The sequence below is a fragment of the Pseudomonas sp. H1_D04 genome, from assembly GCF_054683855.1.
In genome coordinates this window covers 3,693,190-3,720,186 of the sequence record NZ_CP162826.1, presented here as the reverse complement: position 1 = coordinate 3,720,186, position 26,997 = coordinate 3,693,190, and the positions used below count along the sequence as shown (strand labels likewise).

Annotated in this window: 25 protein-coding genes; 3 read left to right on the top strand and 22 right to left on the bottom strand. The window is 59.7% G+C overall.

Annotated elements, in window-relative coordinates; all coding sequences use genetic code 11:
• Positions 1-2: 2 nt before the first annotated feature.
• Together AB4N82_RS17260 and AB4N82_RS17255 are read right to left on the bottom strand one after the other, a co-directional pair.
• Positions 3-2,150 carry a 3-hydroxyacyl-CoA dehydrogenase NAD-binding domain-containing protein gene (locus tag AB4N82_RS17260; RefSeq protein WP_122764533.1) on the bottom strand — a complete coding sequence of 716 codons (2,148 nt, stop codon included), beginning with the start codon at positions 2,148-2,150 and terminating at the stop codon, positions 3-5.
• Positions 2,151-2,166: 16 nt separating this feature from the next.
• Entirely contained in the window at positions 2,167-3,372 is a 1,206-nt protein-coding gene (locus AB4N82_RS17255) for an acetyl-CoA C-acetyltransferase (RefSeq protein WP_095185331.1), read from the bottom strand.
• A gap of 660 nt (positions 3,373-4,032) precedes the next feature.
• Between AB4N82_RS17255 and AB4N82_RS17250 the strand changes: the two genes are divergently transcribed.
• Positions 4,033-4,839: a c-type cytochrome gene (locus AB4N82_RS17250; RefSeq protein ID WP_122764532.1), complete on the top strand. Its 807-nt coding sequence runs from the start codon at positions 4,033-4,035 to the stop codon at positions 4,837-4,839.
• A gap of 203 nt (positions 4,840-5,042) precedes the next feature.
• On the opposite strand, the gene AB4N82_RS17245 is transcribed toward AB4N82_RS17250, so the two are convergent.
• The 14 genes from AB4N82_RS17245 to AB4N82_RS17180 form a co-directional block, all read right to left on the bottom strand.
• Positions 5,043-5,846 (bottom strand): transglutaminase family protein, encoded by an 804-nt coding sequence (locus tag AB4N82_RS17245; protein WP_460102356.1) that lies wholly within the window; start codon positions 5,844-5,846, stop codon positions 5,043-5,045.
• A complete protein-coding gene (locus tag AB4N82_RS17240; protein WP_032887448.1) occupies positions 5,843-6,793 on the bottom strand; it encodes an alpha-E domain-containing protein in 951 nt (316 codons plus the stop codon). Before AB4N82_RS17240 ends, AB4N82_RS17245 begins: the two co-directional genes overlap by 4 nt.
• Before the next feature lie 5 nt (positions 6,794-6,798).
• Positions 6,799-8,208, bottom strand: a complete 1,410-nt coding sequence (locus AB4N82_RS17235) for a circularly permuted type 2 ATP-grasp protein (RefSeq protein ID WP_032887446.1) — start codon at positions 8,206-8,208, stop codon at positions 6,799-6,801.
• 457 nt (positions 8,209-8,665) lie between these two features.
• Positions 8,666-9,007, bottom strand: coding sequence for a ribonuclease E inhibitor RraB (locus AB4N82_RS17230; protein WP_015885395.1), 342 nt, complete (start codon positions 9,005-9,007; stop codon positions 8,666-8,668).
• A gap of 214 nt (positions 9,008-9,221) precedes the next feature.
• Positions 9,222-9,458 (bottom strand): hypothetical protein, encoded by a 237-nt coding sequence (locus AB4N82_RS17225; RefSeq protein ID WP_032887444.1) that lies wholly within the window; start codon positions 9,456-9,458, stop codon positions 9,222-9,224.
• A 103-nt stretch (positions 9,459-9,561) separates the two neighbouring features.
• Positions 9,562-10,167, bottom strand: a complete 606-nt coding sequence (locus AB4N82_RS17220) for an START domain-containing protein (RefSeq protein ID WP_032887442.1) — start codon at positions 10,165-10,167, stop codon at positions 9,562-9,564.
• Positions 10,168-10,208: 41 nt separating this feature from the next.
• The gene (locus AB4N82_RS17215) at positions 10,209-10,463 is read right to left on the bottom strand and encodes a YkgJ family cysteine cluster protein (RefSeq protein ID WP_032887441.1); all 255 of its coding nucleotides are present in this window, start codon (positions 10,461-10,463) and stop codon (positions 10,209-10,211) included.
• Positions 10,464-10,624: 161 nt separating this feature from the next.
• A complete protein-coding gene (locus tag AB4N82_RS17210; protein WP_099602921.1) occupies positions 10,625-11,116 on the bottom strand; it encodes a translation initiation factor 2 in 492 nt (163 codons plus the stop codon).
• A 104-nt stretch (positions 11,117-11,220) separates the two neighbouring features.
• A complete protein-coding gene (locus AB4N82_RS17205; protein ID WP_032887437.1) occupies positions 11,221-12,660 on the bottom strand; it encodes an aminotransferase-like domain-containing protein in 1,440 nt (479 codons plus the stop codon).
• Between the two features lie 270 nt (positions 12,661-12,930).
• Positions 12,931-13,746, bottom strand: a complete 816-nt coding sequence (locus tag AB4N82_RS17200; protein WP_122764531.1) for an OmpA family protein — start codon at positions 13,744-13,746, stop codon at positions 12,931-12,933.
• On the bottom strand, positions 13,743-14,105 hold the full coding sequence (locus AB4N82_RS17195; protein WP_095185327.1) for a DUF4398 domain-containing protein: 363 nt from the start codon (positions 14,103-14,105) through the stop codon (positions 13,743-13,745). Before AB4N82_RS17195 ends, AB4N82_RS17200 begins: the two co-directional genes overlap by 4 nt.
• 9 nt (positions 14,106-14,114) lie before the next feature.
• On the bottom strand, positions 14,115-14,930 hold the full coding sequence (locus tag AB4N82_RS17190) for a substrate-binding periplasmic protein (protein WP_032887431.1): 816 nt from the start codon (positions 14,928-14,930) through the stop codon (positions 14,115-14,117).
• 83 nt (positions 14,931-15,013) lie between these two features.
• Positions 15,014-15,943, bottom strand: a complete 930-nt coding sequence (locus AB4N82_RS17185; protein ID WP_122764529.1) for an electron transfer flavoprotein subunit alpha/FixB family protein — start codon at positions 15,941-15,943, stop codon at positions 15,014-15,016.
• A 2-nt stretch (positions 15,944-15,945) separates the two neighbouring features.
• Positions 15,946-16,695 (bottom strand): electron transfer flavoprotein subunit beta/FixA family protein, encoded by a 750-nt coding sequence (locus AB4N82_RS17180; RefSeq protein WP_032887429.1) that lies wholly within the window; start codon positions 16,693-16,695, stop codon positions 15,946-15,948.
• 506 nt (positions 16,696-17,201) lie between these two features.
• Between AB4N82_RS17180 and AB4N82_RS17175 the strand changes: the two genes are divergently transcribed.
• Complete coding sequence (locus tag AB4N82_RS17175; protein WP_122764528.1) at positions 17,202-18,866, top strand: electron transfer flavoprotein-ubiquinone oxidoreductase; 1,665 nt, start codon at positions 17,202-17,204, stop codon at positions 18,864-18,866.
• A 58-nt stretch (positions 18,867-18,924) separates the two neighbouring features.
• On the opposite strand, the gene glyA is transcribed toward AB4N82_RS17175, so the two are convergent.
• From glyA to AB4N82_RS17150, 5 genes are all read right to left on the bottom strand, one after another.
• Positions 18,925-20,163 carry a serine hydroxymethyltransferase gene (gene glyA, locus AB4N82_RS17170; RefSeq protein WP_122764527.1) on the bottom strand — a complete coding sequence of 413 codons (1,239 nt, stop codon included), beginning with the start codon at positions 20,161-20,163 and terminating at the stop codon, positions 18,925-18,927.
• A gap of 10 nt (positions 20,164-20,173) precedes the next feature.
• Complete coding sequence (gene thrC, locus AB4N82_RS17165; protein WP_032887425.1) at positions 20,174-21,415, bottom strand: threonine synthase; 1,242 nt, start codon at positions 21,413-21,415, stop codon at positions 20,174-20,176.
• A 94-nt stretch (positions 21,416-21,509) separates the two neighbouring features.
• Entirely contained in the window at positions 21,510-21,941 is a 432-nt protein-coding gene (locus tag AB4N82_RS17160; protein ID WP_050442841.1) for a Rid family detoxifying hydrolase, read from the bottom strand.
• A gap of 30 nt (positions 21,942-21,971) precedes the next feature.
• Positions 21,972-23,144, bottom strand: a complete 1,173-nt coding sequence (locus AB4N82_RS17155) for an NAD(P)/FAD-dependent oxidoreductase (protein ID WP_095185324.1) — start codon at positions 23,142-23,144, stop codon at positions 21,972-21,974.
• Positions 23,141-24,346, bottom strand: coding sequence for a benzoate/H(+) symporter BenE family transporter (locus tag AB4N82_RS17150; protein WP_032887422.1), 1,206 nt, complete (start codon positions 24,344-24,346; stop codon positions 23,141-23,143). Before AB4N82_RS17150 ends, AB4N82_RS17155 begins: the two co-directional genes overlap by 4 nt.
• 349 nt (positions 24,347-24,695) lie before the next feature.
• On the opposite strand from AB4N82_RS17150, the gene AB4N82_RS17145 reads away from it, so the two are divergent.
• A complete protein-coding gene (locus AB4N82_RS17145) occupies positions 24,696-26,087 on the top strand; it encodes an aminotransferase-like domain-containing protein (RefSeq protein ID WP_095185323.1) in 1,392 nt (463 codons plus the stop codon).
• On the opposite strand, the gene AB4N82_RS17140 is transcribed toward AB4N82_RS17145, so the two are convergent.
• Positions 26,084-26,977 (bottom strand): AraC family transcriptional regulator, encoded by an 894-nt coding sequence (locus AB4N82_RS17140; protein WP_032887418.1) that lies wholly within the window; start codon positions 26,975-26,977, stop codon positions 26,084-26,086. The genes AB4N82_RS17145 and AB4N82_RS17140 overlap by 4 nt on opposite strands.
• Between the last annotated feature and the right edge of the window lie 20 nt (positions 26,978-26,997).

The window sequence follows — 26,997 nt, the reverse complement described above, 5'->3', positions numbered from 1 at the left end:
AATCACCGAAACACTTCACTCCTCGCCGCTTTCTCCAGCAACAACACTGGCGGCGCAAAGCGCTCCCCATATTGCTCAGCCAGATAACGCGCGCGGGCGATGAAGTCGTTCAAGCCGTACTGATTGATAAACTGCAACGCCCCACCGCTCCACGCCGCAAAACCAATGCCGAAGATCGATCCCACATTGGCATCAGCGGTGGACATCAACACGCCCTCCTCCACACAGCGCACAGTTTCGATGGCTTGGATAAACAGCAAACGGTCGCGCACATCCTGTGGCGAAATCTGCTGGCCCGGCCGTTCAAAGCGGGCTTTCAACTCCGGCCACAGGTACTTCTGCCCTCCAGCGGGATACTCGTAAAAACCGCCACCCGCCGCCTTGCCCGCGCGTTTGTATTCATTCACCAACAGATCGATGACCGCCGTTGCCGGATGCCCTGGCACCGTCTTACCTTCGGCCTGCAAATCCTTGGCCGTCTGCTGTCGGATATGGCTCATGAGGCTGAGGGACACTTCATCGGACACCGCCAGCGGCCCCACCGGCATACCGGCCTTGCGCGCCTCGGTCTCGATCATCGGCGCGGCCACACCTTCACCGAGCATGGCGATGCCTTCATTGGTGAACGTGCCGAACACCCGCGAGGTGAAGAAGCCGCGACTGTCGTTGACCACAATCGGAGTTTTCTTGATTTGCAGGACGAAATCGAAACCTCGGGCCAGGGTTTCGTCCGAGGTCTGGGCGCCCTTGATGATTTCAACCAGAGGCATCTTGTCCACCGGGCTGAAAAAATGCAGGCCGATAAATTTGCCTTGATCCGCCACAGCTCTAGCAAGGCCGGTGATGGGCAACGTTGAGGTATTGGAGGCGATCACCGCGTCGGCTCCGACCACATGTTGCGCGGCGGCCGAAACCTTGGCCTTAAGTTCACGGTCTTCGAAAACGGCCTCAATGATCAAATCGCAGCCGACCAAATCAGCATCCGAGGCAGTAGGGTAAATCCGCGCCAAGGTGGCTTCCCGCTGCTCGGCGGTCAATTGCCCACGGCTGACCTTCTTGTCCAGCAGCGCGGCCGAATGTGCCTTGCCCTTCTCGGCGGCGGCCTGGGTGACGTCCTTGAGCACCACCTCGATCCCCGCACAGGCGCTGACATACGCAATTCCAGCCCCCATCATCCCGGCACCAAGCACACCCACTTTGCGTGTCACGCAAGGTGAAAAACCCTTGGGTCGCGAGCTGCCGGCGTTGATTTCATTGAGTTGGAACCAGAAGGTGCCAATCATGTTTTTCGCCACTTGCCCGGTGACCAACTCGGTGAAGTAACGGGTTTCGATCAGGTGCGCGGTGTCGAAGTCCACCTGAGCGCCTTCAACGGCAGCACAGAGGATTTTCTCTGGAGCCGGAAAACAGCCATTGGTTTTGCTGCGCAGGATCGACGGTGCAATCGCCAGCATCTGCGCGACTTTTGGGTTCGATGGAGTGCCGCCGGGAATCTGGTACGCCTTGCTGTCCCAGGGTTGTTTAGCCTCGGGATTGCCGAGAATCCAAGCGCGGGACTTGGCCAGCAGCCCATCGCGGTCCTCCGCCAGTTCGTTGATCAACCCCGCCTGGAGCGCCTGTTGCGGCCGTACTTTTTTACCTTCCAGTAAATACGGCAGGGCTTTTTCCAAGCCGAGCATGCGCACCATACGCACCACGCTACCGCCGCCCGGCAGCAAGCCGAGGGTGACTTCCGGCAATCCAAGCTGCACCGATTTGTCATCCAGCGCGACACGGTAATGACAGGCCAGGCAAATCTCCCAGCCGCCGCCCAGGGCCGCGCCGTTGATCGCGGCCACCACCGGCTTGCCGAGGGTTTCCAAGCGACGCAACTGCGCTTTAAGCACCAACACGCTCTCATAGAAGTCCTTGGCGTGGGACTTCTCGACCTTGATCAATTCATTGAGGTCACCGCCCGCGAAAAAAGTCTTCTTTGCAGAGGTGATAATCACACCGGCAATGTGGTCCTTTTCCGACTCCAGGCGCAGAACCGCAGCGGCCATGGCATCGCGGTAAACACCGTTCATGGTGTTGGCGCTCTGGCCGGGCATGTCGAGAGTCAGCACCACAATCTGGTCCTGGCCTTTTTCGTAACGAATGGCATCGGTCATTAGAAATTCCTTAGGCTCAGAGACGTTCGATAATAGTGGCGATGCCCATGCCACCGCCGACACACAGGGTGGCCAGGCCGTAGCGCTGCCGGCGCACTTCAAGCTCGTCAAGCAGAGTGCCAAGGATCGCGCAACCAGTGGCGCCCAACGGGTGGCCCATTGCGATGGAACCGCCGTTGACGTTGACGCGTGCGGCATCGATGCCCATGTCCTTGATGAATTTGAGCACCACTGAGGCAAAGGCCTCGTTGACCTCGAACAGATCGATGTCTTCCACGCGCAAACCGGCCTTGGCCAAGGCTTTTCGTGTGGCTGGCGCGGGGCCCGTGAGCATGATGGTGGGATCAGTGCTGGTAACCGCCGTGGCGACGATGCGCGCCCGCGGTTGCAAGCCCAGTTCGCGCCCCTTCGCTTCAGAGCCGATCAACATCAGTGCGGCGCCGTCGACAATGCCGGAGCTATTACCCGGGGTATGTACGTGGTTGATGCGTTCCACATGGCTGTAGACCCGCAGAGCCGTAGCGTCGAAGCCCATTTGCCCCATCATCTCGAAGCTCGGTTTGAGATTGCCCAGGCCTTCAAGGGTCGAGTCGCCACGGATAAATTCGTCATGGTCCAGCAGGACAATACCGTTCTGGTCCTGCACCGCGATCAACGACTTGCTGAAGGAACCGTCGGCACTGGCCCTGGCTGCTTTCTGCTGGGACTGCAGGGCAAAGCTATCGACATCCTGGCGACTGAAACCCTCCAGGGTGGCGATCAGATCCGCGCCGATGCCTTGGGGTGTGAAGTGGCTGTGCAGGTTGGTCTGCGGGTCCAGCACCCAGGCACCGCCATCGCTGCCCATGGGCACACGGGACATAGACTCGACTCCGCCGACCACCACCAGGTCTTCAAAGCCGGAGCGCACTTTCATCGCCCCCAGGTTCACTGCTTCAAGGCCCGAGGCGCAGAAGCGGTTGACCTGTACGCCAGCGACGCTGATCGCCCAGTTCGCTACCAAGGCGGCGGTCTTGGCGATGTCGGCGCCTTGGTCGCCCACCGGGGTGACGCAGCCGAGCACGATGTCATCCACTTGGTGGGTGTCGAGGTCGCTGCGTTGAGCCAGCGCCGTGAGCAGACCTGCCACCAGATTTACCGGTTTCACGCTGTGCAAGGCGCCGTCTGCCTTGCCTTTGCCCCGGGGCGTGCGTATCGCATCAAAGATCAAAGCTTGGGTCATGACATCCTCGAACCATTGCGCAGTAGTGCCCTTACCTTAGGCCCGATTGACACGGTTTCAATGACGGATGCGCTCATTGCTTTTGACCCCCACGCTCGGACGAACGGTAGGCCCCTAAGCGCATAGGCTGATTAATCGTTTTAGCTGTCTAGCCAAGGCATTGGCGCCAAGATGGCGTTCTGCCTCATGCCTTTTTAAGCTGAAATCCTGATTAGCTGATATGAAATGGATCTAAGCCGCGAAGAACGAGGGCTCTAAGGTTCAATCAGTAATCTAAGGTTCAATCAGTAAGATGTTGCTGCCGGGTTTTGCTGGAGCAGCTGTAAGAAAAGTGACACGTCATAGCGCCATACTGAAATAAAACGGCACGTATTTGACGCTCAGGAATAACAACAAAAGGCAGTCAGCCATGTTCAAGCATTCGAAAGTACGTCAGGCGGGACTTATTCTGTTCGCCACCACACTGATTCTGATCCTGCCCAATTTGACCAAGGTCATTGGGTGACCCTCTATCCTCCGCGCTTTGTGCATCAGGATTGCAGCTTTTTGGCAGCACCTGCCGGGACTTCGTGCATAGCGACCCCGTTGCAGGGGCTGCCTTTTTACGCGCGTTTTTCCGGTATCGTGAGCCCCATCGCCATTTAACCCGGGGCCTCTGTCTTGAAACCGATCTTCGCACTCTTAGCCTTGTTGCTTGCTCTGCCCGCAGCCGCAGCGCAATTGACTATCGAACTGGACCACACCCGCAAGACCTGGCAGACCGCCGACCTGCTCAAGCATCCGGATGCGCAGACGGTGCAGATCGTCGATGACGTTTCCTACAAGCGCAATATGACCTATCGCGCGGTGCCGCTGGCGGTACTCTTACCAGGCCTTTCGCCGCAGAGCCATGTGCAAGCCGTTGCCCTGGATGGCTTCGCAGCAGAACTTACTGCCGCACCGCTGCTGGAACAACACGGCGCGCGCGCGTGGTTGGCCGTGGAAGATCCGGCCAAACCGTGGCCCGCCCTGGCCGATGGCAAACACAGTGCCGGCCCGTTTTATCTGGTGTGGACCGACCCGCAAGCAGGGCACATCAGCCCCGAGCAGTGGCCGTTTCAAGTCTCGACAATCAAGCAATTGAAGACCGTAGCCGAGCGCTTCCCCGCGCTGCTACCCGATCCGGAACTGGCGGCGAATGATCCCATCAACCAGGGCTTTGCACTGTTCCAGAAAAACTGCCTGGCCTGCCATCGCCTCAATGGTGTAGGCGATGCGCAGGTGGGTCCGGATCTGAATATCCCCTACAGCCCTACCGAATATTTCGGTGGGGATTTCCTAAAGCGCTATATCCGTGATCCGCAGAGTTTGAGGCATTGGCCCCAGGCGAAGATGCCGGCGTTCGCTGCCAGTGTATTGCCTGACAGCGAGCTGGATTTATTGGTGGGGTATTTGAAGCATATGGCGGGGCGTAAGCAGCAGCCCTGAGCCAGCCTCCTTCGAAAGACAGTTTCGTGTAGTGAGCGGGCTTGCCCCGCGCTGGGCTGCGCAGCAGCCCCAATACAGCAGAATTTTGTCGGGCAGGCATTACGCGGCGGATGGTCTTGGGGCTGCTTCGCAGCCCAGCGCGGGGCAAGCCCGCTCACCAAAGAAAGCTCTCTCCCCCCAACAAGCCACGACCCACTCATCATTTATTGCTGCTGCACAGAAACCACCGGCGTCGGCGCCACAAACACCTTGGCGTGCATTTGCTCATGCCCGCCGCCACGACGCATGCCGCGTACGGGGCAGGCATCCAGGTAATCCAGTCCCACAGCCAGCTTGAGATGCCGCTCCGGGCGCGCCAATTGGTTGGTCACGTCAAAACTGTACCAGGCGTCATCCAACCAGGCTTCGGCCCAGGCGTGGCTGGCCAGATGCGTACTGTCTTCGGTGTACAAATACCCCGACACATACCGCGCAGGAATGCCCAGGCTGCGTGCGCAGGCCAGGAACGCGTGGGTGTGGTCCTGGCACACGCCCGCAGCCCCAGCGAAGGCCTCGGCGGCGCAGGTGTCGAGCTCAGTAGCGCCTGGCGTGTAGACCATCGCTTGGTTGAGCGCGTGCATCAGATCGATTAGCGCGGTGCGATCGCGACGCTGACGACAATGCTGTGCGGCAAAGCCACGCAAGGCGTCATCCGGTTCAGTCAGGCGCGTGCAACGCAGGAACGGAAACGCCGACTGGCTCTCATGCTCGGCTTCGCGTAATTCGTCGATATCCACTTGGCCACGGGCGCCGATGATGATGGCGTCATGGGGTTCGTCCAGAGTCAACACGTGCAGGATATTGCCGAAAGGGTCCACTTGGGCGCGCACCGGGCGCGGCAGGTCCAGTTGCCAACTGAGCACGTGTTGACGCTCGCTGTCATGGGGCGTCAGGCGCAGGTATTGGATGCTGGCGCGAACCTGGTCCTCGTAGTGGTAGGTGGTTTCGTGGCTGATGGAGAGTCTCATGCCGCCTCCAGGTAGGAACTGTAGATGGCGTCGCCCAATTGGCGGACCAGGGGGATAAAGTCGGTCAGCCAGGCGTGCAGGCCTTCCTCAAGGATTTCATCGATCGCGGTAAAGCGCAGGCGCGCGTCCATTTCGGCGGCCAAGCGCTGGGCCGGTCGACCGTTGAGGCCGGGCAGACTGGCAAGGATCTGGTCGATTTCTTCACTGCAGGCGCGCAGCGAGCGCGGCACATCGGCGCGTAACAGCAATAATTCGGCGACTTGCCGGGCGCCAGGGGCGTCGCGATAGATCTCGGTGTAGGCCTCGAACGACGACAACGCCCGCAGCAAGGCACTCCATTGATAGTAGGCGTGGGCCGTGCCATCGGTGACGGCTTCAGCACGGTCGCCGGCCATTTCATAGCGCGCATCAAGCAAACGCAGGGTGTTGTCAGCGCGTTCGATAAAGGTGCCCAAACGAATGAAACGGAATGCATCGTTGCGCATGATGGTGCCGTAGGTCGCCCCTCGAAACAGATGGGAGCGTTCCTTAACCCACTCACAGAAGCGACTCATACCGTAGCGGCTGAGACCTTGCTGAGCGATATCGCGAATATCCAACCAAGTGGCGTTGATGTTTTCCCACATGTCGGCGGTAATTCGCCCACGCACCGCATGGGCGCTGGCCCGCGCCGAGCCGAGGCAACTGTAGATGCTCGCCGGGTTGGCCGCGTCCAGGGCAAAGAAGTGCAGCAGGCGTTCGGCATGCAATTCACCGTGGCGCTCGCGGTAATCATCCAGGGTGCCGGTGATCAGCAGCGGCATGGCTAATTCATGCAGGCCATCGCCGCGCCCATCCTGAGGCATCAGCGACAGCGAATAACTGACATCGAGCATGCGCGCGAGGTTTTCCGCACGCTCCAGATAGCGCGACATCCAATACAAATCCGAGGCAGTTCTACTCAACATGGCATTCAGTCCTCAACCACCCAGGTGTCTTTGGTGCCGCCGCCCTGGGACGAGTTGACCACCAGCGAACCTTCGCGCAGCGCCACGCGGGTCAAGCCACCCGGCACCACACGGGTTTCCTTGCCGGACAGCACAAACGGGCGCAGGTCGATGTGGCGCGGGGCGATACCGTTTTCGACAAAGGTCGGGCAGGTGGATAAACACAGGGTCGGCTGTGCGATATAGGCATGAGGCTTGGCTTTGATTCGCGCCCGGAACGCTTCGATTTCAGCCGCCGTGGACGCCGGCCCCACCAACATCCCGTAGCCGCCGGAGCCTTGGGTTTCCTTGACCACCAGGTCCGGCAGGTTGGCCAGTACGTGGGACAATTCGTCAGGCTTACGGCATTGAAAGGTAGGAACGTTCTTTAGGATCGGTTCTTCATCCAGATAGAAACGGATCATCTCGGTAACGAAGGGGTACACCGACTTGTCATCCGCCACCCCGGTGCCGATGGCGTTGGCCAGCACCACGTTGCCGGAGCGATAGGCCGCCAGCAGACCCGGCACACCGAGCATGGAATCCGGGTTGAAGGCCAGCGGGTCGAGGAACGCGTCATCGAGACGGCGGTAGATCACGTCCACCGCCTTAGGTCCGTCGGTGGTGCGCATGAAGACGCGGTCATCACGTACGAACAGATCGGCGCCTTCCACCAGTTCCACACCCATTTCCCGGGCAAGGAACGCATGTTCAAAGAACGCGCTGTTGAAGCGCCCCGGCGTCAGCACCACCACGCTGGGGTTATCCAAAGGACTGGAGCTTTTAAGGGTGTCGAGCAACAGGTTGGGATAGTGGTCGATGGGCGCGATGCGCTGGGCGGCGAACAGTTCGGGGAACAGGCGCATCATCATCTTGCGGTCTTCGAGCATGTAGCTCACGCCGCTCGGTGTGCGCAGGTTGTCTTCAAGCACGTAGTAAGTGCCGTCGCCATCGCGTACGAGGTCGACCCCGGAGACGTGGGAATACAGGTCGCGATGCAGGTCCAGGCCCTGCATCGCCAACTGATATTGCTCGTTAGCCAACACCTGTTCGGCGGGGATGATCCCAGCCTTGATGATGCGTTGCTCGTGGTACAGGTCGGCAAGGAACATGTTCAGCGCCTTGACCCTTTGAATACAGCCGCGCTCCACAATTCGCCACTCACTGGCGGGGATACTGCGGGGGATGGTGTCGAAAGGAATGAGGCGTTCGGTGCCCTGCTCGTCGCCATAAAGCGTGAAGGTGATACCGGCGCGATGAAACAGCAAATCGGCTTCACGCCGGCGCTGGGCCAGCAGTTCTGCAGGGGTCTCGGCCAACCAACGGGCAAACTCGCGGTAATGGGGGCGGACCTGCCCCGCTCCATCGTACATTTCGTCGTAATAAGTGCGGATCATGCCGTACTCCTTGTCACCCGGACGCAAGAACCATCGCAAGGCCCGTGCCAGCGGCATAAACACTTAAAAAACAGTGAGTTAAATAAAAGCGAAGCGCTGATCGCACCGTCCTGGTGCGCAGAACGCCCGTCGTATTGCTGCACGCTTCATCGCAATGCAGGCTTTGACTATCAACAGCATAGCCAGAGTTGATTTCACTGCCCGACGAAGGGTGCGGATAATCGCCTCCATCAGCTGAACAGGATCTTTCCTACAGCTTTACCCCTTGCACACTCGGTACCGTGACAGCTCGTGTACTGACTGACTCCTAAGGTCTTCCCTTTCAGCCATCCTTTAAGGATGGCTTTTTTTTTGGTGCACGAAAAGGCAGCGCAAGTTCCAGGAATTTTCTCGCAACCCATACAAAATCGGCCGACCCTAAGGTCAGCCGATACGCTGCGTTACTCATACAATTGCGCTACATGGGTAACCCACGCACCTCCTGCTTGACGCCCCATCCTTCGATGATCCCGCCCAGCGGCTCGACCACCGCCTCAAAGTCCTGCTCGAAGTCTCCTATGCCGTCGTAGGTGGCGAACATGATTTTGCTCAGTTCCAGGTACCAGGCGCCATCGTCGCGCGCGCTGACCTGGGCATTCAGTGACTCTCCACGAAACTCACCCGCAGCCCTGCGCGCCCGTTCCTCATCCGGGAAAATGGCGTAGAACTCGATGGGGTGGAAGCGTGAAAAGTCGAAGCCGCCCTCTTTCATGCGACGCAGAACGTTGGTGCTGATGTCTTCTTGATAGGCTGTGCTCATGAAACGTCCTCCTCAAACTGATGGATAGACTTTCCGTGCTTCCCAAAGCCCCGCGCGCTGCTGGCGCGGGCACCACGGCAATAACATCACCGCAGGAAAACAAGCATGTAGCTGACAAGACCAGACCTTAGCGATTCATTCGCTGATCTCACTTGCAGAGTAGCGCGAAGCTATCACCTCCACCAGAGGCGCATGAATGGCATAGCGGGAATGTTCAGACGGCGGGCGAGATATCGAGGATCTGGATACTGTTCTGGTCTTTCAGGATCTTGACCGTAGGCTCGGGCTTGCGGCCCTCCAGGTCATTGAGGTCGAGTTCGGCTGCGACGGGGACCAACTTGTTGCGAATCATGTGTGCCGCATCTTCGAGGCTGGGCTTTTGGTCGCAGGTGAACTGCTCCACGGACTGGACGCCGTGATCATCAACGAAGGTAATCTGCCACTTTTGCATCGGTGCCTCCTCGATAAAACCCGTGTTTGGGCTTACAACTATCTGGACCTTGAGGGCTCGGAAAACGTTCCGCTCAAGTCCGGAGACACCTGATCAACTGCACTTATTTTTCAGCGTGTTCTTTCAAGGCTTTCAAAGTGTTGAACGGCGCGTCCACCACAAACTTGTTCGCCAACCACGAAGGCACGCTGCCGCCTGGCTCGGTGTGAACCTGATAAGTGACTTCGGTTTCATTGGCGCCTTTAGGCACCAGCTTCCAGAAACCCTCAACCTGGGCAACACGCACGTAACCTTTCTCTTCAGGCTTGTAGGTAGGCACGCCCTGCAACTTGCGGGTCACGCTGCCATCGGCGTCCTTGGTGGTGGTGACATGGATATACGAATCGCGATCGGTCACCGGGAACGGCGCCTTGAACTGGGTGTAAGTCCAGGCCTCATCGCCTTTCTTGTCCACCAGCTTCTGGGATTTACACTCATGAATCCATGAACAGGCGCCTGCCACATCTTCCTGCAGGGCCTGGATCTTGGCGACAGGGGCCTTGATCACGGTCACACCGCGATACGCCTTGTACTTGGAGCCGGCGATTTCGCTCAGGGAAATCTTGATACCGTCCTCATCCTTCGCGACTTGCCAATCCTCAGCCTGGGCAGTGGCAGCGAACAACACCGTAAACCCGCACAGCACAGCCATTCGTTTCAGCGAACCCATTGTTGTATTCCTTATTGTTGAAGTTCCGATAGTAAAGCCCATCAAGCCGCCGTCATCTGCTCCCACCATCCGATCAACCGGATCGCGTCGGCTTGGTCGGTGCCGCAGACATCGATATCCGCCTTGAAATCACTGCACACCGCCGGGCGTTCCGGTTGGCCGAACAGTTGGCACAGCTGTTCGACCGACAGGTGCAGGCAGCGTTCGCCCGCCGGTTTGCCATGGGGCATTCCGGGTAATGGCGAACTGATGGAGGGAGCGATGCAGCAAGCGCCACAGCCTTCACGGCAATTCATGACCAGCAGGTCCTCGACGACTCAATAGGGATGGCCGGGCTAGAGTACGCCCTTAAACAGCCGTTTTAAAATGGTCTAACAGGGGTTTTTCGCATAAAAAAACATGACTGACCAGTCTGCGACAGATGGTCATTGGCCTGCGTCACGTCTATGGGAAACGTTTATTGCTTGAACTCGAATTCCAGCGCGGCACCTTCCACGTCACGGCGCTCTTCGTTCCGCAGTTGTAGCTTCATCTCATTGCTGAGCAGACGGCCATTGATCTGGAAGGCACTGTTGTCGGTGGGCTTTTCGCCAAACATTGGCGGCAGCAACGGCACGCTCTGGGGCTTGGGCATGGTGCCGAGGGGCTGCAGGTGCCTGACCATGTCCGACGGCAGCGACAGATCCAACTGTGCCGGTGGCAGCTTGGTCTGTGCCACTTCCTGGGCTGACTTGGACTTTTTCGCCTTCGCTGCACGCTTTTTCGCCGTGGCGGCTTGTTTCTTCGTAACGGAGGCTTGCTTGGCGGGGCTTGGTTTCTTTGCCGGAGCGTTCTGCTCGGTAGTGGCAGCAGGCTTGTTTTCAGTCACAGGTGCCGCCGCCAGCACTGTGCTGACGTTGCACAGGCTTAACAGGCCAATCACCAAAACAGCACGAACAATCGAGGTCATATCGCCTACAGCATTAACGGCAGAGGGCCATATGCTCGCTTGTTGTGCGCGCCATGACAAGGGCGGTGATTAGCCAGCTATCGGAGTTGTCCCCTTTCAGCGCCTCAAAATCCTGCCGCGGTTTCCTGACACAACTGGCTGGCCAGCATCCCCAACGTCATCAGCGCCCGCTCTGCCTCGCGGTTCCACGGGGTGCCGCAGTTAAGGCGAATACAGTGGTTGAACTGCTCGGTGTTACTGAAGATCAACCCCGGCGCGATGCTGATGCCCTGTTGCAGGGCGCGCACGTGCAGTTCCTGGGTATTGACGCGTCCGGGCAAACTGACCCACAGGATAAAACCACCGGTCGGACGGGTCATCTGGGTGCCTTCGGGAAAATACTGCTGCACTGCCAGTTGGAAGGCGCTGAGATTCTTGCGGTATTCCTGGCGGATGTAGCGCAGATGCCGGTCGTAGCCGCCGTTCTCCAAGTACGCCGCCACGCCCATCTGGGTGACACTGCATGCCGAATGGGTACTGAACATCTGCAGACGCTGAATTTCCTGCTGGTACTTACCGGCGATCATCCAGCCGATACGCACACCCGGCGACAACGTCTTGGAGAAGCTTGAGCAATAGATCACCCGGTCCAGGCGGTCGTAGGCCTTGAGGGCCTTGGTGCGACCGATTTCGAACATCAACTCGCCGTAGATATCGTCCTCGACAATCTGGATATCGAAATCCGAGGCCAGGCGCAGCAACTGTTTCTGCCGCTCCTCGGGCATGGTGCCGCCCAAGGGGTTGCTCAGGCGCGTGGTCAGCACCAGGGCCTTGATCGACCATTGGTTGGCCGCCAGTTGCAAGGCCTCCAGGCTCATGCCGGTGGACGGATCACTGGGGATCTCAATGACTTTAAGGCCCAGCAAGTCGGCCAGTTGCAGCAAGCCGTAATACGTCGGTGATTCAGCCGCGATCAAGTCGCCGGGACGCGTCAGCACGCGCAAAGACATCTGCAATGCATCGACACAACCGTGGGTGATGACTACTTCGGACGGGTCCACCACAACGCCCGCATCGCGCATGCGGATCGCCACTTGGCGGCGCAGCGGCTCGAAACCTGGGCTGAACATATAACTGAACGCGCGCGGGCTCTGGAACCGCGTGACCTTGGCCAACTGCTGGTGGAGCGCCCGCACCGGCAAGTAGTCGACACTCGGCACGGCGGCGCCCAGCGGGAACACGCCTTCGCGGCGCGATTCGCCCAAAACCTGCTGAATGATGCTGCTGCGCGTAACCAACCCCGGGCGCTCGACCCGTGCGATGTCCGGTGTCGGCGCCGTGAGCGCTGGCGTCTGGTGCACGTAGTAGCCGGACTGCGGCCGCGCCCGGATCAGCCCCTGGTCTTCCAGGTTGGCGTAAGCCTGCAATACCGTGGCGTGGCTCACATTGAGCTGGGAGCTCATCTTGCGCACCGAGGGCACGCGCTCACCCGGTTGATAGACACCGCGTCGGATGTCCTCAGCCAGTTGCTGGGCGATACGTTGGTAAAGCAACAGATTGGTCATGACGCAGCACTCGATTTCACGGGTATTTTATTTTTGTGTGAAACATACCGGCACAGTTTGAAAGTGTACGGGGACAGTTGCCACAATAGTCGAGCGCGCGCGGGAGTGACAGTAAAAACTGTAAGGGTGGCGGATAGAATTTTCAGGTGTATACGAAACAACTGTGGGAGGGTCTGGCTCCCGATAGCGGTAGTTCAGTCAGCTTTTTCGGTGACTGATATTCCGTCATCGGGGCAAGTCCCCTCCCACAGTTTTGATCGGGGCAAGCCTTTAGCGAGCGGCGCCCAGTTGGCCTTTCTCGTCGGAAAACACAATCTCGACCCGACGGTTCTGCGCGCGACCTCGTTCGGAGGCGTTGGCTTCCACCGGGTATTGGTCACCATAGCCTTCGACCTGGATACGCTTTTCATCGATTCCCAGATCCACCAACACATCGGCCACCGATTGCGCGCGGTCACGGGACAGTTTGAGGTTTTCCTGCTGGCCGCCGGTGTTGTCGGCGTAACCCTCAATGCGCACTACGCGCTTGGGGTTCAATTGCAGGAACTGCACGATTTTCAGCACGGTGCGGTTGGCCGAGTTCTTCAACTCCGCTTCGCCGGTATCGAACAGCACATCGCCCAACGTCATCACCAGGCCACGATCGGTCTGGGTGGTGGTCAGGCTGGCTATCTGTTCTTCCAGCCATTTGCCCTGTTGCTGCACGCTGATCAGCTTGCTTTCACGCAGGGCCAGTTGCAGGCGCTGGCGTTCCAGTTCGAGCTTGGCGGCGCGTTCCTCGTTGAGTGCCTGCTCGGTGTGTTCACGGGCTATGGCACTGTAGCGCTGGCTCAGGTAGGCGTAATGCACCACGTCGGCGCCGCTGCCCCAGTAGCTGGACAAGCGGTCAGCCCGCGCCAGGGATTCACCGGCGCGAATCACGTCTTTAGGCGCAATGCGCAGCACGTTGGCGTCTTCCTTGACCTTCTGGAAGTCGCTGCCGGCCTGTTGCAAGGCTTGCTCGCCATTCGGGTGACTGGCGCAACCGCCCAGCACCGCACTGCACAGCAGCACGGTAAAACCCACTCCACGGATCATCCGACTCATTGGGCTTCCCCTAACTGCAATTGCTTGCGCAAGCGCGTGATGCGGGTGTTAAGCACGTTCAGTTGTTCCTGGCTCTTGCGAGTCAGCACCTGGGCTTCGGCCAGGCGCGCGTCCAACTCGGCCTGTTCGGCCTGCATGCGCGCGTCTTTGTAGGATTGGTCGGCCATTTCGGCCTTGGCCTGGGCGAATTTGTCTTCGGCCAGCTTCAGTTCAGGGGATTCATCGGCGCTGGCGCCCACCGCGTTGGCTTGCTCCAGGGCTTGCTGGGTGAGGCGAATTTGTTCATTCGGCGCAGGATCGGCCGCACATCCCGCCAGAGCGACAACGGCGAGGGCCGCGAAAAAAGGTCGAAGAGTCACTGAAAATCCCTACTTTGTTGGGGTGCCGACGGGTTGTTGCAATTGCGCTTTCCAACGCTCCAGATTGCGCTGCAGCGCGGCTTCCGTCACACCAGACCCGGGCAATTCTGTCATCTTTTTGGTGAGCTGTCCGCGCAACCACGGATCATTGCAGGCCGAGTTGTGGGAAATCGCCAGGTACAGCCCCGGCTGATCGATCGGAACATCGCGGGCGATCAGGTCGTTGCTCATGCCCAGTGTCTGAGCCATGGCCATTGCGGAATAACGTCCCGCCAGCACGTACTCCACCTCCCCCAGCAGCAGTTTCTGGAACGCCGGAGTCAACGTCGGCAGGCGCTGTAAGGTCAGTTGCTCACCGGCGAACGTTTCGAATCCGGCACTAAAACGGGAACGCTCCGATACTGCACCCTTGTGCCCGTGCAGGTCGGCAGCTGTGGTGTAGACCAGTGCCGAGTCTTTGCGCGTCCAGACGAGATAATCGGTCTGCACCAACGCCGGGTGGATGTAATCAAGATTTTCCAGCTCGCCGAGGTTTAGCGGCGTGTCGGCGAATATATCCATACGGCCGCTGCGCACCTCATCCAAGGCCTGGGAACGCTTGCCGCCGTAAAGCAGGTCGATTTTCAACCCTAGGTCCTTTGCCACTTGCTGGAGCACGTCGGCGGTGGCGCCGATCAGGTGCGTGGGGTCTTGGGGGTCGCGCCATAACAAGGGCGGTGCGTCAGGGCTGCCGGTGATCACCAGGCGCTCACATTTGCCAGCGGCCAAGGTCAGGCTCGGCAGCAGCGACAGGCCCAGCAATAGTGCCCAGGGACGCAATTCCATGGCGGTTTCTCCGATATTCAAAAAGGCCGGACAAAAAAAAGCCCGGTCGCAAGACCGGGCTCTTTATAAGTGAAGCGGCTGGATTAGACCAGCTTCTCCAACTCAGGTACGGCTTCGAACAAGTCCGCTACCAGGCCGTAATCAGCCACCTGGAAGATCGGTGCTTCTTCGTCCTTGTTGATCGCAACGATCACTTTGGAGTCTTTCATACCGGCCAAGTGCTGGATCGCGCCGGAGATACCGACGGCAATGTACAGCTGTGGCGCCACGATCTTGCCGGTCTGGCCGACCTGCATGTCGTTGGGTACGAAACCTGCGTCGACGGCGGCGCGGGAAGCGCCAACCGCAGCACCCAGCTTGTCGGCCAGGGCGTACAGGTGCTTGAAGTTGTCACCGTTCTGCATGCCACGACCGCCGGATACGACGATCTTGGCAGCGGTCAGCTCAGGACGGTCCGACTTGGCCAGCTCTTCGCCAACAAAGCTGGAAGTGCCAGCGTCGTGGGCAGCGGAGACGGCTTCAACGGCAGCCGAACTACCTTCAGCAGCAACCGGATCGAAACCGGTGGCACGCACGGTGATGACTTTGACGGCAGCAGTCGATTGCACGGTGGCAATGGCGTTACCGGCGTAGATCGGGCGCTTGAAGGTATCGGCGCTTTCAACCGAGATGATCTCGGAGATCTGGTCAACGTCCAACTGCGCGGCAACGCGTGGCAGGATGTTTTTGCCGTTGGAGGTAGCGGCAGCCAGGATATGGCTGTAGCCAGCGCCCAGCTCTGCAACCAGTGGAGCGACGTTTTCCGGCAGTTGGTGAGCGTAAGCGGCGTTGTCGGCCAGCAGTACTTTGCTCACGCCAGCCACTTTGGCTGCGGCTTCAGCCACGGCGCCAGCGCCTTGGCCTGCTACCAGCACGTGGATGTCGCCACCGATTTTGGCGGCAGCAGCAACAGTGTTCAGCGTGGCCGGGGCCAGCACTTTGTTGTCGTGTTCTGCGATTACCAAGATAGTCATGGTTAGATTACCTTCGCTTCGTTTTTCAGTTTCTCGACCAGTTCAGCCACCGACTTGACCTTGATGCCCGCGCTGCGTGCAGCCGGCGCTTCAACTTTGACGGTCTTGTTGGTGGAGGCGGTGGAAACGCCCAAAGCGTCCGGAGTCAGCACTTCGAGAGGCTTCTTCTTGGCTTTCATGATGTTTGGCAGGGACGCGTAGCGCGGCTCGTTCAAACGCAGGTCGGTGGTGACGATGGCCGGCAGTTTCAGGGAAACCGTCTGTGCGCCGCCGTCGATTTCGCGGGTCACGGCAACGCTGTCGCCGCTTACTTCGACTTTCGAGGCGAAGGTGCCCTGGCCGTAACCGGTCAGTGCAGCCAACATCTGGCCAGTCTGGTTGTTGTCGCTGTCGATGGCCTGTTTGCCGAGGATCACCAGCTGAGGCTGTTCCTTGTCGACAACAGCCTTGAGCAGCTTGGCAACGGCCAGGGAGGTCAGGTCTTCAGCGGATTCGACCAGGATAGCGCGGTCAGCGCCCAGTGCCAGGGCGGTACGCAGCTGCTCTTGAGCAGTGGTAGGACCGATGGAAACCACGACGATTTCAGTCGCTACGCCTTTCTCTTTCAGGCGTACGGCTTCTTCCACAGCGATTTCACAGAAAGGGTTCATCGACATCTTGACGTTAGCAAGATCGACGCCGGAATTGTCCGCCTTGACGCGAACTTTCACGTTGTAATCGACAACGCGTTTGACAGCTACAAGAACCTTCATGGATTCCTCGTTACTCTCCGGTGAAAAGAAAGTCGCCTAGGCGAACCTGGCGGTTGATGCTCATCGGCACACAAGGGCACCTCCAAAAACCTGGGCAAATGACCTTGCTCACGGGAAATGACGACCGTTCGTCAGTGGTGACTGAGAGGTCATTCTTTATCGCGGCGTGTAAACTGCGCGCCGGTGTTTAGGCGCGCGTCACCTGTTTCGCTTTTGGACGTGCTCTTGAAACCTGCTGTCTGCCTACGGTAAGCGCAAAACCGACCGTATATTGACCGGAACGCCTATTCTGGTCAATACGGCAAAATGGCCAGTCATAAGCCGCGTTGCTTTGATTTTCCTAGCCTGCGGGCAATTCAAACAAACGTTTGTATTGGACGCTGACAGTGGTCTATATATAATGCGCCACCTAGAGAGAAAGGTGGGTCTTGCCGTTGCCGCAAGACGACACCGAACCTCCACCCATTAGAAAAAAAGCCTGTTGAGCCTTGAGTAGGAGATAGCCTGTGGAACGCGAATACATGGAATTCGACGTGGTCATCGTCGGCGCTGGCCCGGCTGGCCTGTCCGCCGCCTGCCGACTGAAGCAGAAGGCCGCCGAAGCCGGTAAGGAAATCAGCGTCTGCGTGGTCGAGAAAGGCTCCGAAGTCGGCGCACACATCCTCTCCGGTGCCGTGTTTGAACCACGGGCCCTGAACGAACTGTTCCCGGACTGGAAAGAACTCGGCGCCCCGCTCAACACACCCGTGGTGCGCGATGACATCTATGTACTGCGCAGCCCCGAAGCTTCCACCAAAGTGCCTGACTTCTTCGTGCCCAAGACCATGCACAACGAAGGCAACTACATCATCTCCCTCGGCAACCTGTGCCGCTGGCTCGCCCAGCAGGCCGAGAATCTGGGCGTGGAAGTCTACCCAGGTTTCGCCGCCCAGGAAGCACTGTTCGACGAGAACGGCGTGGTGCGCGGGATCATCACCGGTGACCTCGGCGTCGACCGCGAAGGCAATCCTAAAGAAGGCGTGTACACCCCAGGCATGGAACTGCGTGGCAAGTACACGTTGTTCGCCGAAGGCTGCCGTGGGCATATCGGCAAGCAGTTGATCCAGCGCTTCAACCTGGACAGCGACGCCGACGCCCAGCACTACGGCATTGGTCTCAAGGAAATCTGGGAAATCGACCCGGCCAAGCACCAGCCAGGCCTGGTGGTCCACACCGCCGGTTGGCCGCTGGACATCATGAGCAACGAGAACACTGGCGGCTCCTTCCTTTATCACCTGGAAAACAACCAGGTGGTCGTGGGCCTGATCGTCGACCTGTCCTACAGCAACGCTTTCCTGTCGCCGTTCGATGAGTTCCAGCGCCTCAAGCATCACCCGGTGCTCGCACAGTACCTGGAAGGCGGCAAGCGCATCAGCTACGGCGCTCGCGCCCTGGCCAAGGGCGGCATCAACTCGTTGCCGAAGATGGTCTTCAAGGGCGGCGCTTTGATCGGCTGCGACCTGGGCACCATGAACGTGGCCAAGATCAAAGGCAGCCACACCGCCATGAAGTCCGGCATGCTCGCCGCCGACGCTGTGGCCGAGCGCCTGCTGGCAGAGTCCGAAGGCGGTGATGAACTGACCAATTACGTCGACAGCTTCAAAGCCAGCTGGCTCTACGAAGAACTGTTCGCCACCCGCAACTTCGGCCCGGCGATGCACAAGTTCGGCCCGATCCTCGGTGCGGGCTTCAACTGGCTCGACCAGAACATCCTCGGCGGCAAGATGCCGTTCACCTTGCACGACACCAAGCCGGACTACGCCTGCCTGAAGCTGGCCAAGGACAGCACGAAGATTGACTACCCCAAGCCAGACGGCAAGCTGAGCTTCGATAAGCTGAGTTCGGTGTTCATCTCTGGTACCAACCATGAAGAAGAGCAGCCGTGCCACTTGAAGTTGAAAGACCCGAGCATCCCGATCGGCACCAACCTGCCGCTCTACGATGAACCGGCACAGCGCTACTGCCCGGCCGGTGTGTATGAAGTGATCACCAAGGAAGACGGCGAGAAGCGCTTCCAGATCAACGCCCAGAACTGCGTGCACTGCAAGACCTGTGACATCAAGGACCCTTCGCAGAACATCACGTGGGTCACGCCGGAAGGCGCAGGTGGACCGACTTACCCGAACATGTAAGACGATTGCCTGAAACACAAAAAGCCAACGCCCAAAAGCGTTGGCTTTTTTGTTTGCGTCAGCTCAGCAGATAAACCGGAAAGCACTCGCACAGGTGCATCACCCGGCGCCGAGTGTTCTCCAGCAGTGTCGCGTTGTTCGGCTGCTCCAGCAGGTCGGCGATCAGGTTTGCCACTTCAGCACACTCCGCCTCCCCAAAGCCCCGTGTGGTCAGCGCCGGCGTACCGATGCGAATGCCGCTGGTGATCGCCGGTTTTTGCGGGTCGTTGGGAATCGCATTCTTGTTCAAGGTGATGTGCGCACTCTCCAGCAACGCTTCGGCATCCTTGCCAGTGATGTTCATCGCGCGCAGATCAAGCAGGAACATATGGCAATCGGTGCCTCCCGACACCACACGCAAACCACGTCGAGTGAGGACGTCGGCCATGGTGCGGGCGTTGTCGATCACCCGTTGCTGGTAATGCTTGAACCCATCACTAAGCGCCTCGTTGAACGCCACAGCCTTGGCTGCGATGACATGCATCAGCGGGCCGCCCTGGTAGACCGGAAAAATCGTCTTATCGAGCAACGCCGCGTATTGCGCCTTGGCCAGGATCAAGCCGCCGCGCGGGCCACGCAGGGTTTTATGAGTGGTCGAGGTGATGAAGTCGGCAATGCCGACCGGCGACGGGTACACGCCCGCCGCGATCAAACCGGCGTAATGCGCCATGTCCACCATCAAGTAGGCGCCTACCTCATCGCAGATCTTGCGAAAGCGCTGGAAGTCCAGGGTGCGCGAATAGGCGGAGGCCCCGGCGATGATCATCTTCGGTTTGTGCTGCCGGGCCAGGGCTTCCATTTCGGCGTAGTCCAGGGTCTCGGTGTCAGGGTCAAGGCCGTAGAAAAACGCCTGGTAGAACTTGCCCGAGAAATTCACCGATGCGCCATGGGTCAGGTGACCACCATGAGCCAGGGACATCCCCAGAATGGTATCGCCGGGTTCCAGCACCGCGAGAAACACCGCCTGGTTGGCCTGCGACCCGGAGTGCGGCTGAACGTTGACGTATTCACAATTGAACAGTTTGCGGGCGCGTTCGATGGCCAGGTTTTCGATCTCGTCGACGACCTTGCACCCACCGTAATACCGCTTGCCCGGATAACCTTCAGCGTACTTGTTGGTGAGCACCGAGCCCTGGGCCTGGAGCACTTCGTCGCTCACATAGTTTTCTGAAGCGATCAGCTCCAGGTGGGTTTCCTGACGATTGCGTTCACGGTCGATCAGGCGGGCAATGGCGGGGTCGAAATTTTGCAGGCTCATGGTGGGATTCCTAGGTCAGCAGGTCGGCCAGGGGCTGGGATTGCACCCGTGTCTGGCCCCTGGTCGAGTTGGAGAGAAAAATGGAGGTGTCTTTCAAACCGCTGCCGGTGATCAGGATCACGGCGGTCTGCGGGGTGTCGGGGTGTGCTTCGGCGTACTTGAGCAGCCCGGCGAAGGCACTCGCCGCGCCGGCCTCGGGAAACACACCGGTGCTGGCGGCCAAGCGGGAAGCCGCCGCGACAATGCTCGGATCGCTGACGCAAATGAACTCGCCGCCGCTGGCCGTCACGGCGCGCATGGCTTTGAGACGGTCGCGCGGCAAGGCCACATTGATGCTGCTGGCCAGGCTGGTGGGGGCAATGCGTTCAATCTGCTGCATCGGCCGGTCACTGCGCCAGGCCCGGTACATAAAGTTGCTGTGCTCGGCCTGGACGCCGATCAGACGTGGAATACGCTCGATCCAGCCCATTTGCAGCAGGTCGAAGAACCCCTTGTAGACCGAGCCCAGAATGCAGCCATTACCGACCGGCACGAACACCAGATCCGGCACCTGCCAGTTGAGCTGCTCGCACATCTCGAAGGCCACGGTTTTCTTGCCTTCGCTCATGTACGAGTTGATCCCGGTGGTGCGGTTGTACCAACCGTGGGTTTCACAGGCGTTGAGGCATTGTTCGAAGGCTTCGTCGTACTGGCCATCGACCAGTACAATCTCGGCGCCATAGCCTTGCATCTGAGCGAGCTTCTCGCGGGGCGCACTTTTGGGCAGGTAAATCACGTTATGCAGGCCCAGGCTTGCACTCATCCCGGCCAGGGCCGAGGCGGCGTTGCCGGTACTGGCCACCGCCACGGTGCGTGCACCGGACTGCATGGCATGGGCCACCGCCAGGGCGCTGGCGCGGTCTTTCAGCGAGCCGGTGGGCTGGCGCGATTCATCTTTGATATAGACCTTGATCCGCGCGCCCCTACCGAGCAGTTCCGGGCGCGAATACAGCGGCGTATTCCCCACCAGCAGCGGCGGGATGAACTGCGTCGAACGCAATGGCATCAGCCGGTCATAACGCCACATGCCTCGGGCGTGATCATGGACCAGGGTGTCCCTGGACCATTCGCGCTTGAGCGTCGAATAATCGTAAAGCGCATCGAGGGCACCGTCGGTTTTGCAATGAGGGCAGTAGTAGCTGACCTCATGCGGCTGGTAGCTGCGATCGCAGACCAGGCACTGCAACACATACTCGCTGTACGAATGTTTCATGACCAACCCCTGAAAATACGCGGTGCGGGTGCTTTTGCTGCCGACGTCGGTCCACTGCCCCGGACCGACGGGCACTGCACGCAGAGAGTGGGCTTCAGACCACCATGATGGCGTCGATGGCGACCAGGGTATTGCGCGCGAGGGCGCTAGCCCCGGCAGTGGTGCGCGCCGGGTATGGCTGGGTGAAGTACTCCTCCATCACCCGGTTGAGGGTCGGGAACTCGCTCAAGTCCGTGATGAACGCCGTGACCTTGACCACGTTCGCCAAAGTGCCGCCTGCGGCCTCGGCCATTTGCTGCAGATTGTCCAGGGTCTGACGCAACTGGCCTTCGAAGTCCTTGGCCAGCACCTCGTTGTTCAGCGCCGAGACGGGAGTCTGTGCCGACAGGTAGATGGTTTGCCCGTGACTGACCTTGATCCCTTGGGAATACGTGCCCAGGGGCAGCGGCGCCTTGTCGGTGAAGATCACGTTTTCTTCGCCCAGGAAAGGCTTGGCGACGGACTGGTGTTGAGCGTTGGTCTGCATGGTGACGTTCCTTGTGAAGTGGGTGGAGGGTTAGTGCAAATCGGCAACCTGTTTGACGGCCAGGCTGGAAAACGCCTCGTCGCGGCAACGCGCCGGGGAGAAATGCTGGTAGTTGAGTTGCAGCGCCGCCAGATCGGTCGGCATGGCGATGCCCAGCGCCGCGTGACTGCACAGCCGGGCAATGGCTGGCGCGGCTTGAATCCCGTAGCCACCGAGGGCGGCTAGCCAGATAAAGCTCTCGTGTTGCGGATCCTGGCCGAGCACCGGGGACCGGTCGGCAACAAAGGTACGCAGGCCTGCCCACTTGTTGATGATCGAGCGTGGACGCAGGCGCGTAGTGCTTTGCAGACGGTCCATGGTGATCGCCAGGTCCAGCTCGTCAGGCAGCGCGTCACAGGGCAGCGACGGGTTTTCATCGCAGGGCGAGACGATCAGGCGCCCGGCTTCCGGCTTGATGAAAATATCTTCGTCCACCGTGCCCAGGTACGGCGTGTGGTGCACGTCGCACTGCGGATCCACCGCCAGCACCGTGCGGCGCAGCGGCCGCACACCAACCTTGGGCACCCCGCAACGCTGGGCAAACTCATCAGCCCAGGCACCGGCGGCGTTGACCACGATCGCCGCCTCCAACCGTTGGCCGTCAGCGGTGTGCAAGGTCCAGTGATCGTTGCGGTGTTCGCCGCGCACCACTTCGGCTTCGCGCTTGACCACACCGCCGCGCCCCCGCAGGCCGCCGAGGTAGGCGCCATGAATGCCATGCACATCCAGGTCGAACGCGCTGGGCTCATAGATGCCTGCGCTCCAGGCGCCTTCGGCCAGGTAGGGCACCAGTTCGAGCACCTGTTTGTCGTCGAGGAACTTTGCCGTGGGCACTTGCCCGAGCACCGCGGTGAACCGCGCAGCCAGTTTGTCCACCCGCTGCGCTTGTGCCACGATCAAGGCACCGCGTGGCGACCACAGCGGGTGTTCGGCCAGGCCTTCGGGCGGGTTCTCGAAAAAGCCTCGGGAAGCGCAGGTCAGCGAGCGGATCTGCTGGTTGCCGTAGCTCTCCATGGAGATCGCCGCCGAACGGCCAGTGGTGTGATAGGCCAGTTGCTGCTCCTGCTCCAGCAGGCAAACGCTGCCGTGGGCCGCCAGCTCATACGCCGCCGACACGCCAGCGATGCCACCGCCCACCACTATGAAATCGTAACGTGCGGTCATGGACGGCTGCCCTCAGCCATCGCGATGGCCTTGCTTTCTCGGGTGTAGGTCAGCACGAAGTGGGCGACGAGACCAAAGATCAAGCCCCAGAACGCCGCGGCCAAGCCGAGGAAACTCATGCCCGAGGCGGTGACCAGGAAGGTGATCAACGCGGCTTCCCGTTGCTTCTCGTCGGCCATGGCACCGGTCAGCCCGGCGCTGATCGCACCGAACAGGGCCAACCCGGCGAGGGACGCAATCAACTCTTTAGGCAAGGCGGAAAACACCGAAGCCAGGGTCGCGCCGAAGGTGCCCATCAGGATGTAGAACACCCCGCAGGCGATCCCGGCGATGTAGCGTTTGTCGCGGTCCTCGTGGGCTTCGCGGCCGGTGCAGATGGCAGCGGTGATCGCGGCGAGGTTGAAGCCGTGGGAACCGAACGGTGCCATCAGCACCGAACCGATCGCCGTCACCGAAATGATCGAGCGCGCCGGGGTGTTGTAGCCCGAAGTACGCAACACTGCCATGCCCGGCACGTACTGCCCGGTCAGTGTCACCAGCGCCAGCGGCAGGCCGATGTTGATGATGGCGTGCCAACTCCATTCCGGCGCGATAAACACCGGGTGCGCCACAGCGATGGTGATTGCCGTGCTGTTCAACTCTCCAAACGAGGCGGCGACTGCACAGCCGATAATCAACACCGAAAGAATTGCGTAGCGCGGCGACAGGCGTTTGAAGATCAGGTAGGCCGCGATCATCGACAGTACCAGCGCGGGTTGCAGCTTGATCGAGGTAAACAGCTCGGCGCCGAAGCGGAACAGAATGCCGGCAAGCATGGCAGCGGCGATGGCCTTGGGCAGTCGACTCATCAACTTGTCGAATGCGCCGGACAACCCCACCACGGCAATGATCACCGACGCGACCACATAGGCACCGATGGCCTGTGGCAGCGTCACCGTCGGCAGCATCGAGACGAGCAATGCCGCGCCAGGTGTGGACCACGCGGTAATCACCGGAACCCGTAGGCGCCAGCTGAGGAACAGGCCAGTGATGCCGCTGCCGATGGAAATCGCCCAGATCCACGAAGACACCACGTCATTGGGCAGGTGCGCTTCCTTGGCCGCCTGAAACACGATGATCAACGGGCCGGCATAAGAAATGATCACGGCAATAAAGCCCGCGATGACGGCTGACAGGGATAGATCCTTTCTGAGTGTGTCCATGATGTCTCGACTTGGCGCGGCGGGGCCGGGCAGTGAACAGGGGAAGATTGAGTCGATTGCTTCGATTCGAGATGAGTGTATTTGAAGGAATTGAGTTGATTCAATAGCTGGCGAGGTTGTTACGGGATGTTTTTTTGCTATACGTGCCTTTTTTCGCGCCATTAGGCATTTAATTATTTGATTTATAAGGCGATTAAAAAACCAAAAAATATCTAAACCTAGCGATCAATATCGATTCAATCACGGGATCAATCGAATCAATTCGCCAATTGTGTCGATTTATTAGTTGCCTAACCTCCATGTGATATGCTCGGATATTCATCATTTCTACGATGGGCAGTGATCATTCATGTGGGTTCCCCAGCTAAGCGAATTCGGCCAGCCGATGTATTTGTCGATTGCCGATGCGTTGGCACGCGATATCGGCAACGGCGTATTGAACGAAGGCGATCGCCTGCCGACCCTGCGGGAGCTGGCCACGACGCTGAATGTCACGCCGGGCACCATCAGCCGCGCGTACAGCGAAGCCCAGCGGCGTCGCCTGGTGCAGGGTGAAGTGGGGCGCGGCACGTATGTGCTCAATCAAAAGCAGTTGGAACTGCCGGCGAGTAACAGCGCGTCCGTACCCTTGAATCTTGGGCAGTCCGAACTGCTCGATCTGTCGATCATCAAGCCCTACAGCGAAACCCTGGAATACTGGCTGCGCGATGCATTGGTGAGCATGGCCAAGAGCACCGATTTCGCGCGCGCCCTGGACTACGCACCCGATGGCGGCCACCCGGCTCATCGCGAGGCGGGTGCACAGTGGTTGCGGCATTCGTTGCCCGATGCGCAGTGGCAGCAAGTGATCATCACCGCCGGGGCCCAGCATGGCTTGATGGTGGCCATGAGCGCCCTGACCAACGCCGGCGACCTGGTGCTCTGCGAAGCGCTTTGCTACCCCGGCATCATTTCCCTGGCCCACGGCCTGGAGCGCCGTCTGCGGGGCGTGCCGATGGATGACGAAGGCATCATCCCCGAGGCACTGCGCGAACTGTGCCAGCGCGAAAAACCGGCGATGCTGGTCTGCGTGGCAACCTGCCAGAACCCGACGGCGGCGATCATGTCGCAAAAGCGTCGGGCGCAAATCGCGGCGCTGGCCGAAGAGTTCGACTTCATCATCCTCGACGATGACATCTACGGTTTTCTCGCCACCGACCCGTCAATCAAACCGCTGTCGGCGTTCGCCCCGGACCGTTCGGTGTACCTGACCAGCCTGTCGAAGTCGGTGATGCCTGCGCTGCGCATCGGCTACCTGTATAGCCCGCCAAAACTACTGTCACGCTTGACATCGATGGTCCGCAGCAGCGTGTGGATGCCGTCGCCACTGACTGCGCAACTGGCCAGCAATGTCGTCACCGAAGGCCTGGACAAAAAACTGATCCGTATCCAGCGCAACGAAGCCGCCGGGCGCCAAGCGATTGCCCAAGAGATCTTCGCCAATTACGAACTCAAGACCCAGCCGTACTCCTACCATGTCTGGCTGACGCTGCCCGAACCCTGGACCAGCGACGAATTCACCATGCTGGCGCGGGCCAATGGGGTGCTGGTGCTCAGTGGCACTCAGTTCCAGGCCGAACGTTCCGGGGTGACGCGCAGTGTACGGCTGGTACTGATGTCGCCCACCAGTCAGGACGAGCTGCGCTTCGCCCTGACCAAGTTGGCCAGCCTGATCGATTCTGACCCGCGACGTTACTACTAAGCCGCGCGCTCTTCCCCCGGGTTGCGCTCGAAGTAGCGCTTGTATTCGCGACTGAACTGCGACGTGCTCTGGTAACCCACGTTGTGCGCCGCCTGGGCCACGCCCATGCCTTCCACCAGCAGCAATTGCTGGGCCTTGAGCAGGCGCAGACGCTTGAGGTACTGCACCGGCGACAGCAAGGTGCAGCGCTTGAAGTGCTCATGGAAGGTCGACGCACTCATGTGCGCATACCCGGCTAACGTCTCGATATTGAGCGGCTCGGCGAAATGGGCATGCAGGTGACTCAACGACGTGGCAATCCGCGAGAATTGCCCCTGTTGCTCTACCAACGCGCGCAGCACATCCGCCTGCGGCCCGCGCAGCGCGGTGAACAACAATTCGCGCACCCGCGCTGGACCCATGATCCGGCTTTCCAGCGGATCGTGCAGGCACTGCAACAACCGTTCGACGCAACCGCGCATGGCGTCATCCAGCACCACCGAACTCATCGACTCCAGGGTTTGCGGGGTCGGTGGCGGCCCAGCCTGCATGCCCATGGCCATCACCAACTCCCCCAACACCACACGGTCGATACCCACCGACACACCCAACAGCGGTGCTCCGGGCGCCATGGCGAATGTCTCGCACTCGAACGGCACGGGCATCGCCTGGATCAAGTAATGCCCAGCGCCATACTCCAGGGTCCGCGGCCCCAGATAAGCGAGTTTGCTGCCTTGGGCCACGAACATCAGGCTCGGCTCATAGATCTGCGGGCCGCGCGCCACGTCGCAACTGGCGCGCAGCACCTTCACACCGGGCAGATGGGTAGGGGAAAAACCGTCACAGGGCGTGAGCCCCTCAATCAGGGAAACCAACGTGGCGTTGGCGTCGAGATGGCGGGTCAACAACATGGCAAAAAACTTCGCGAAAA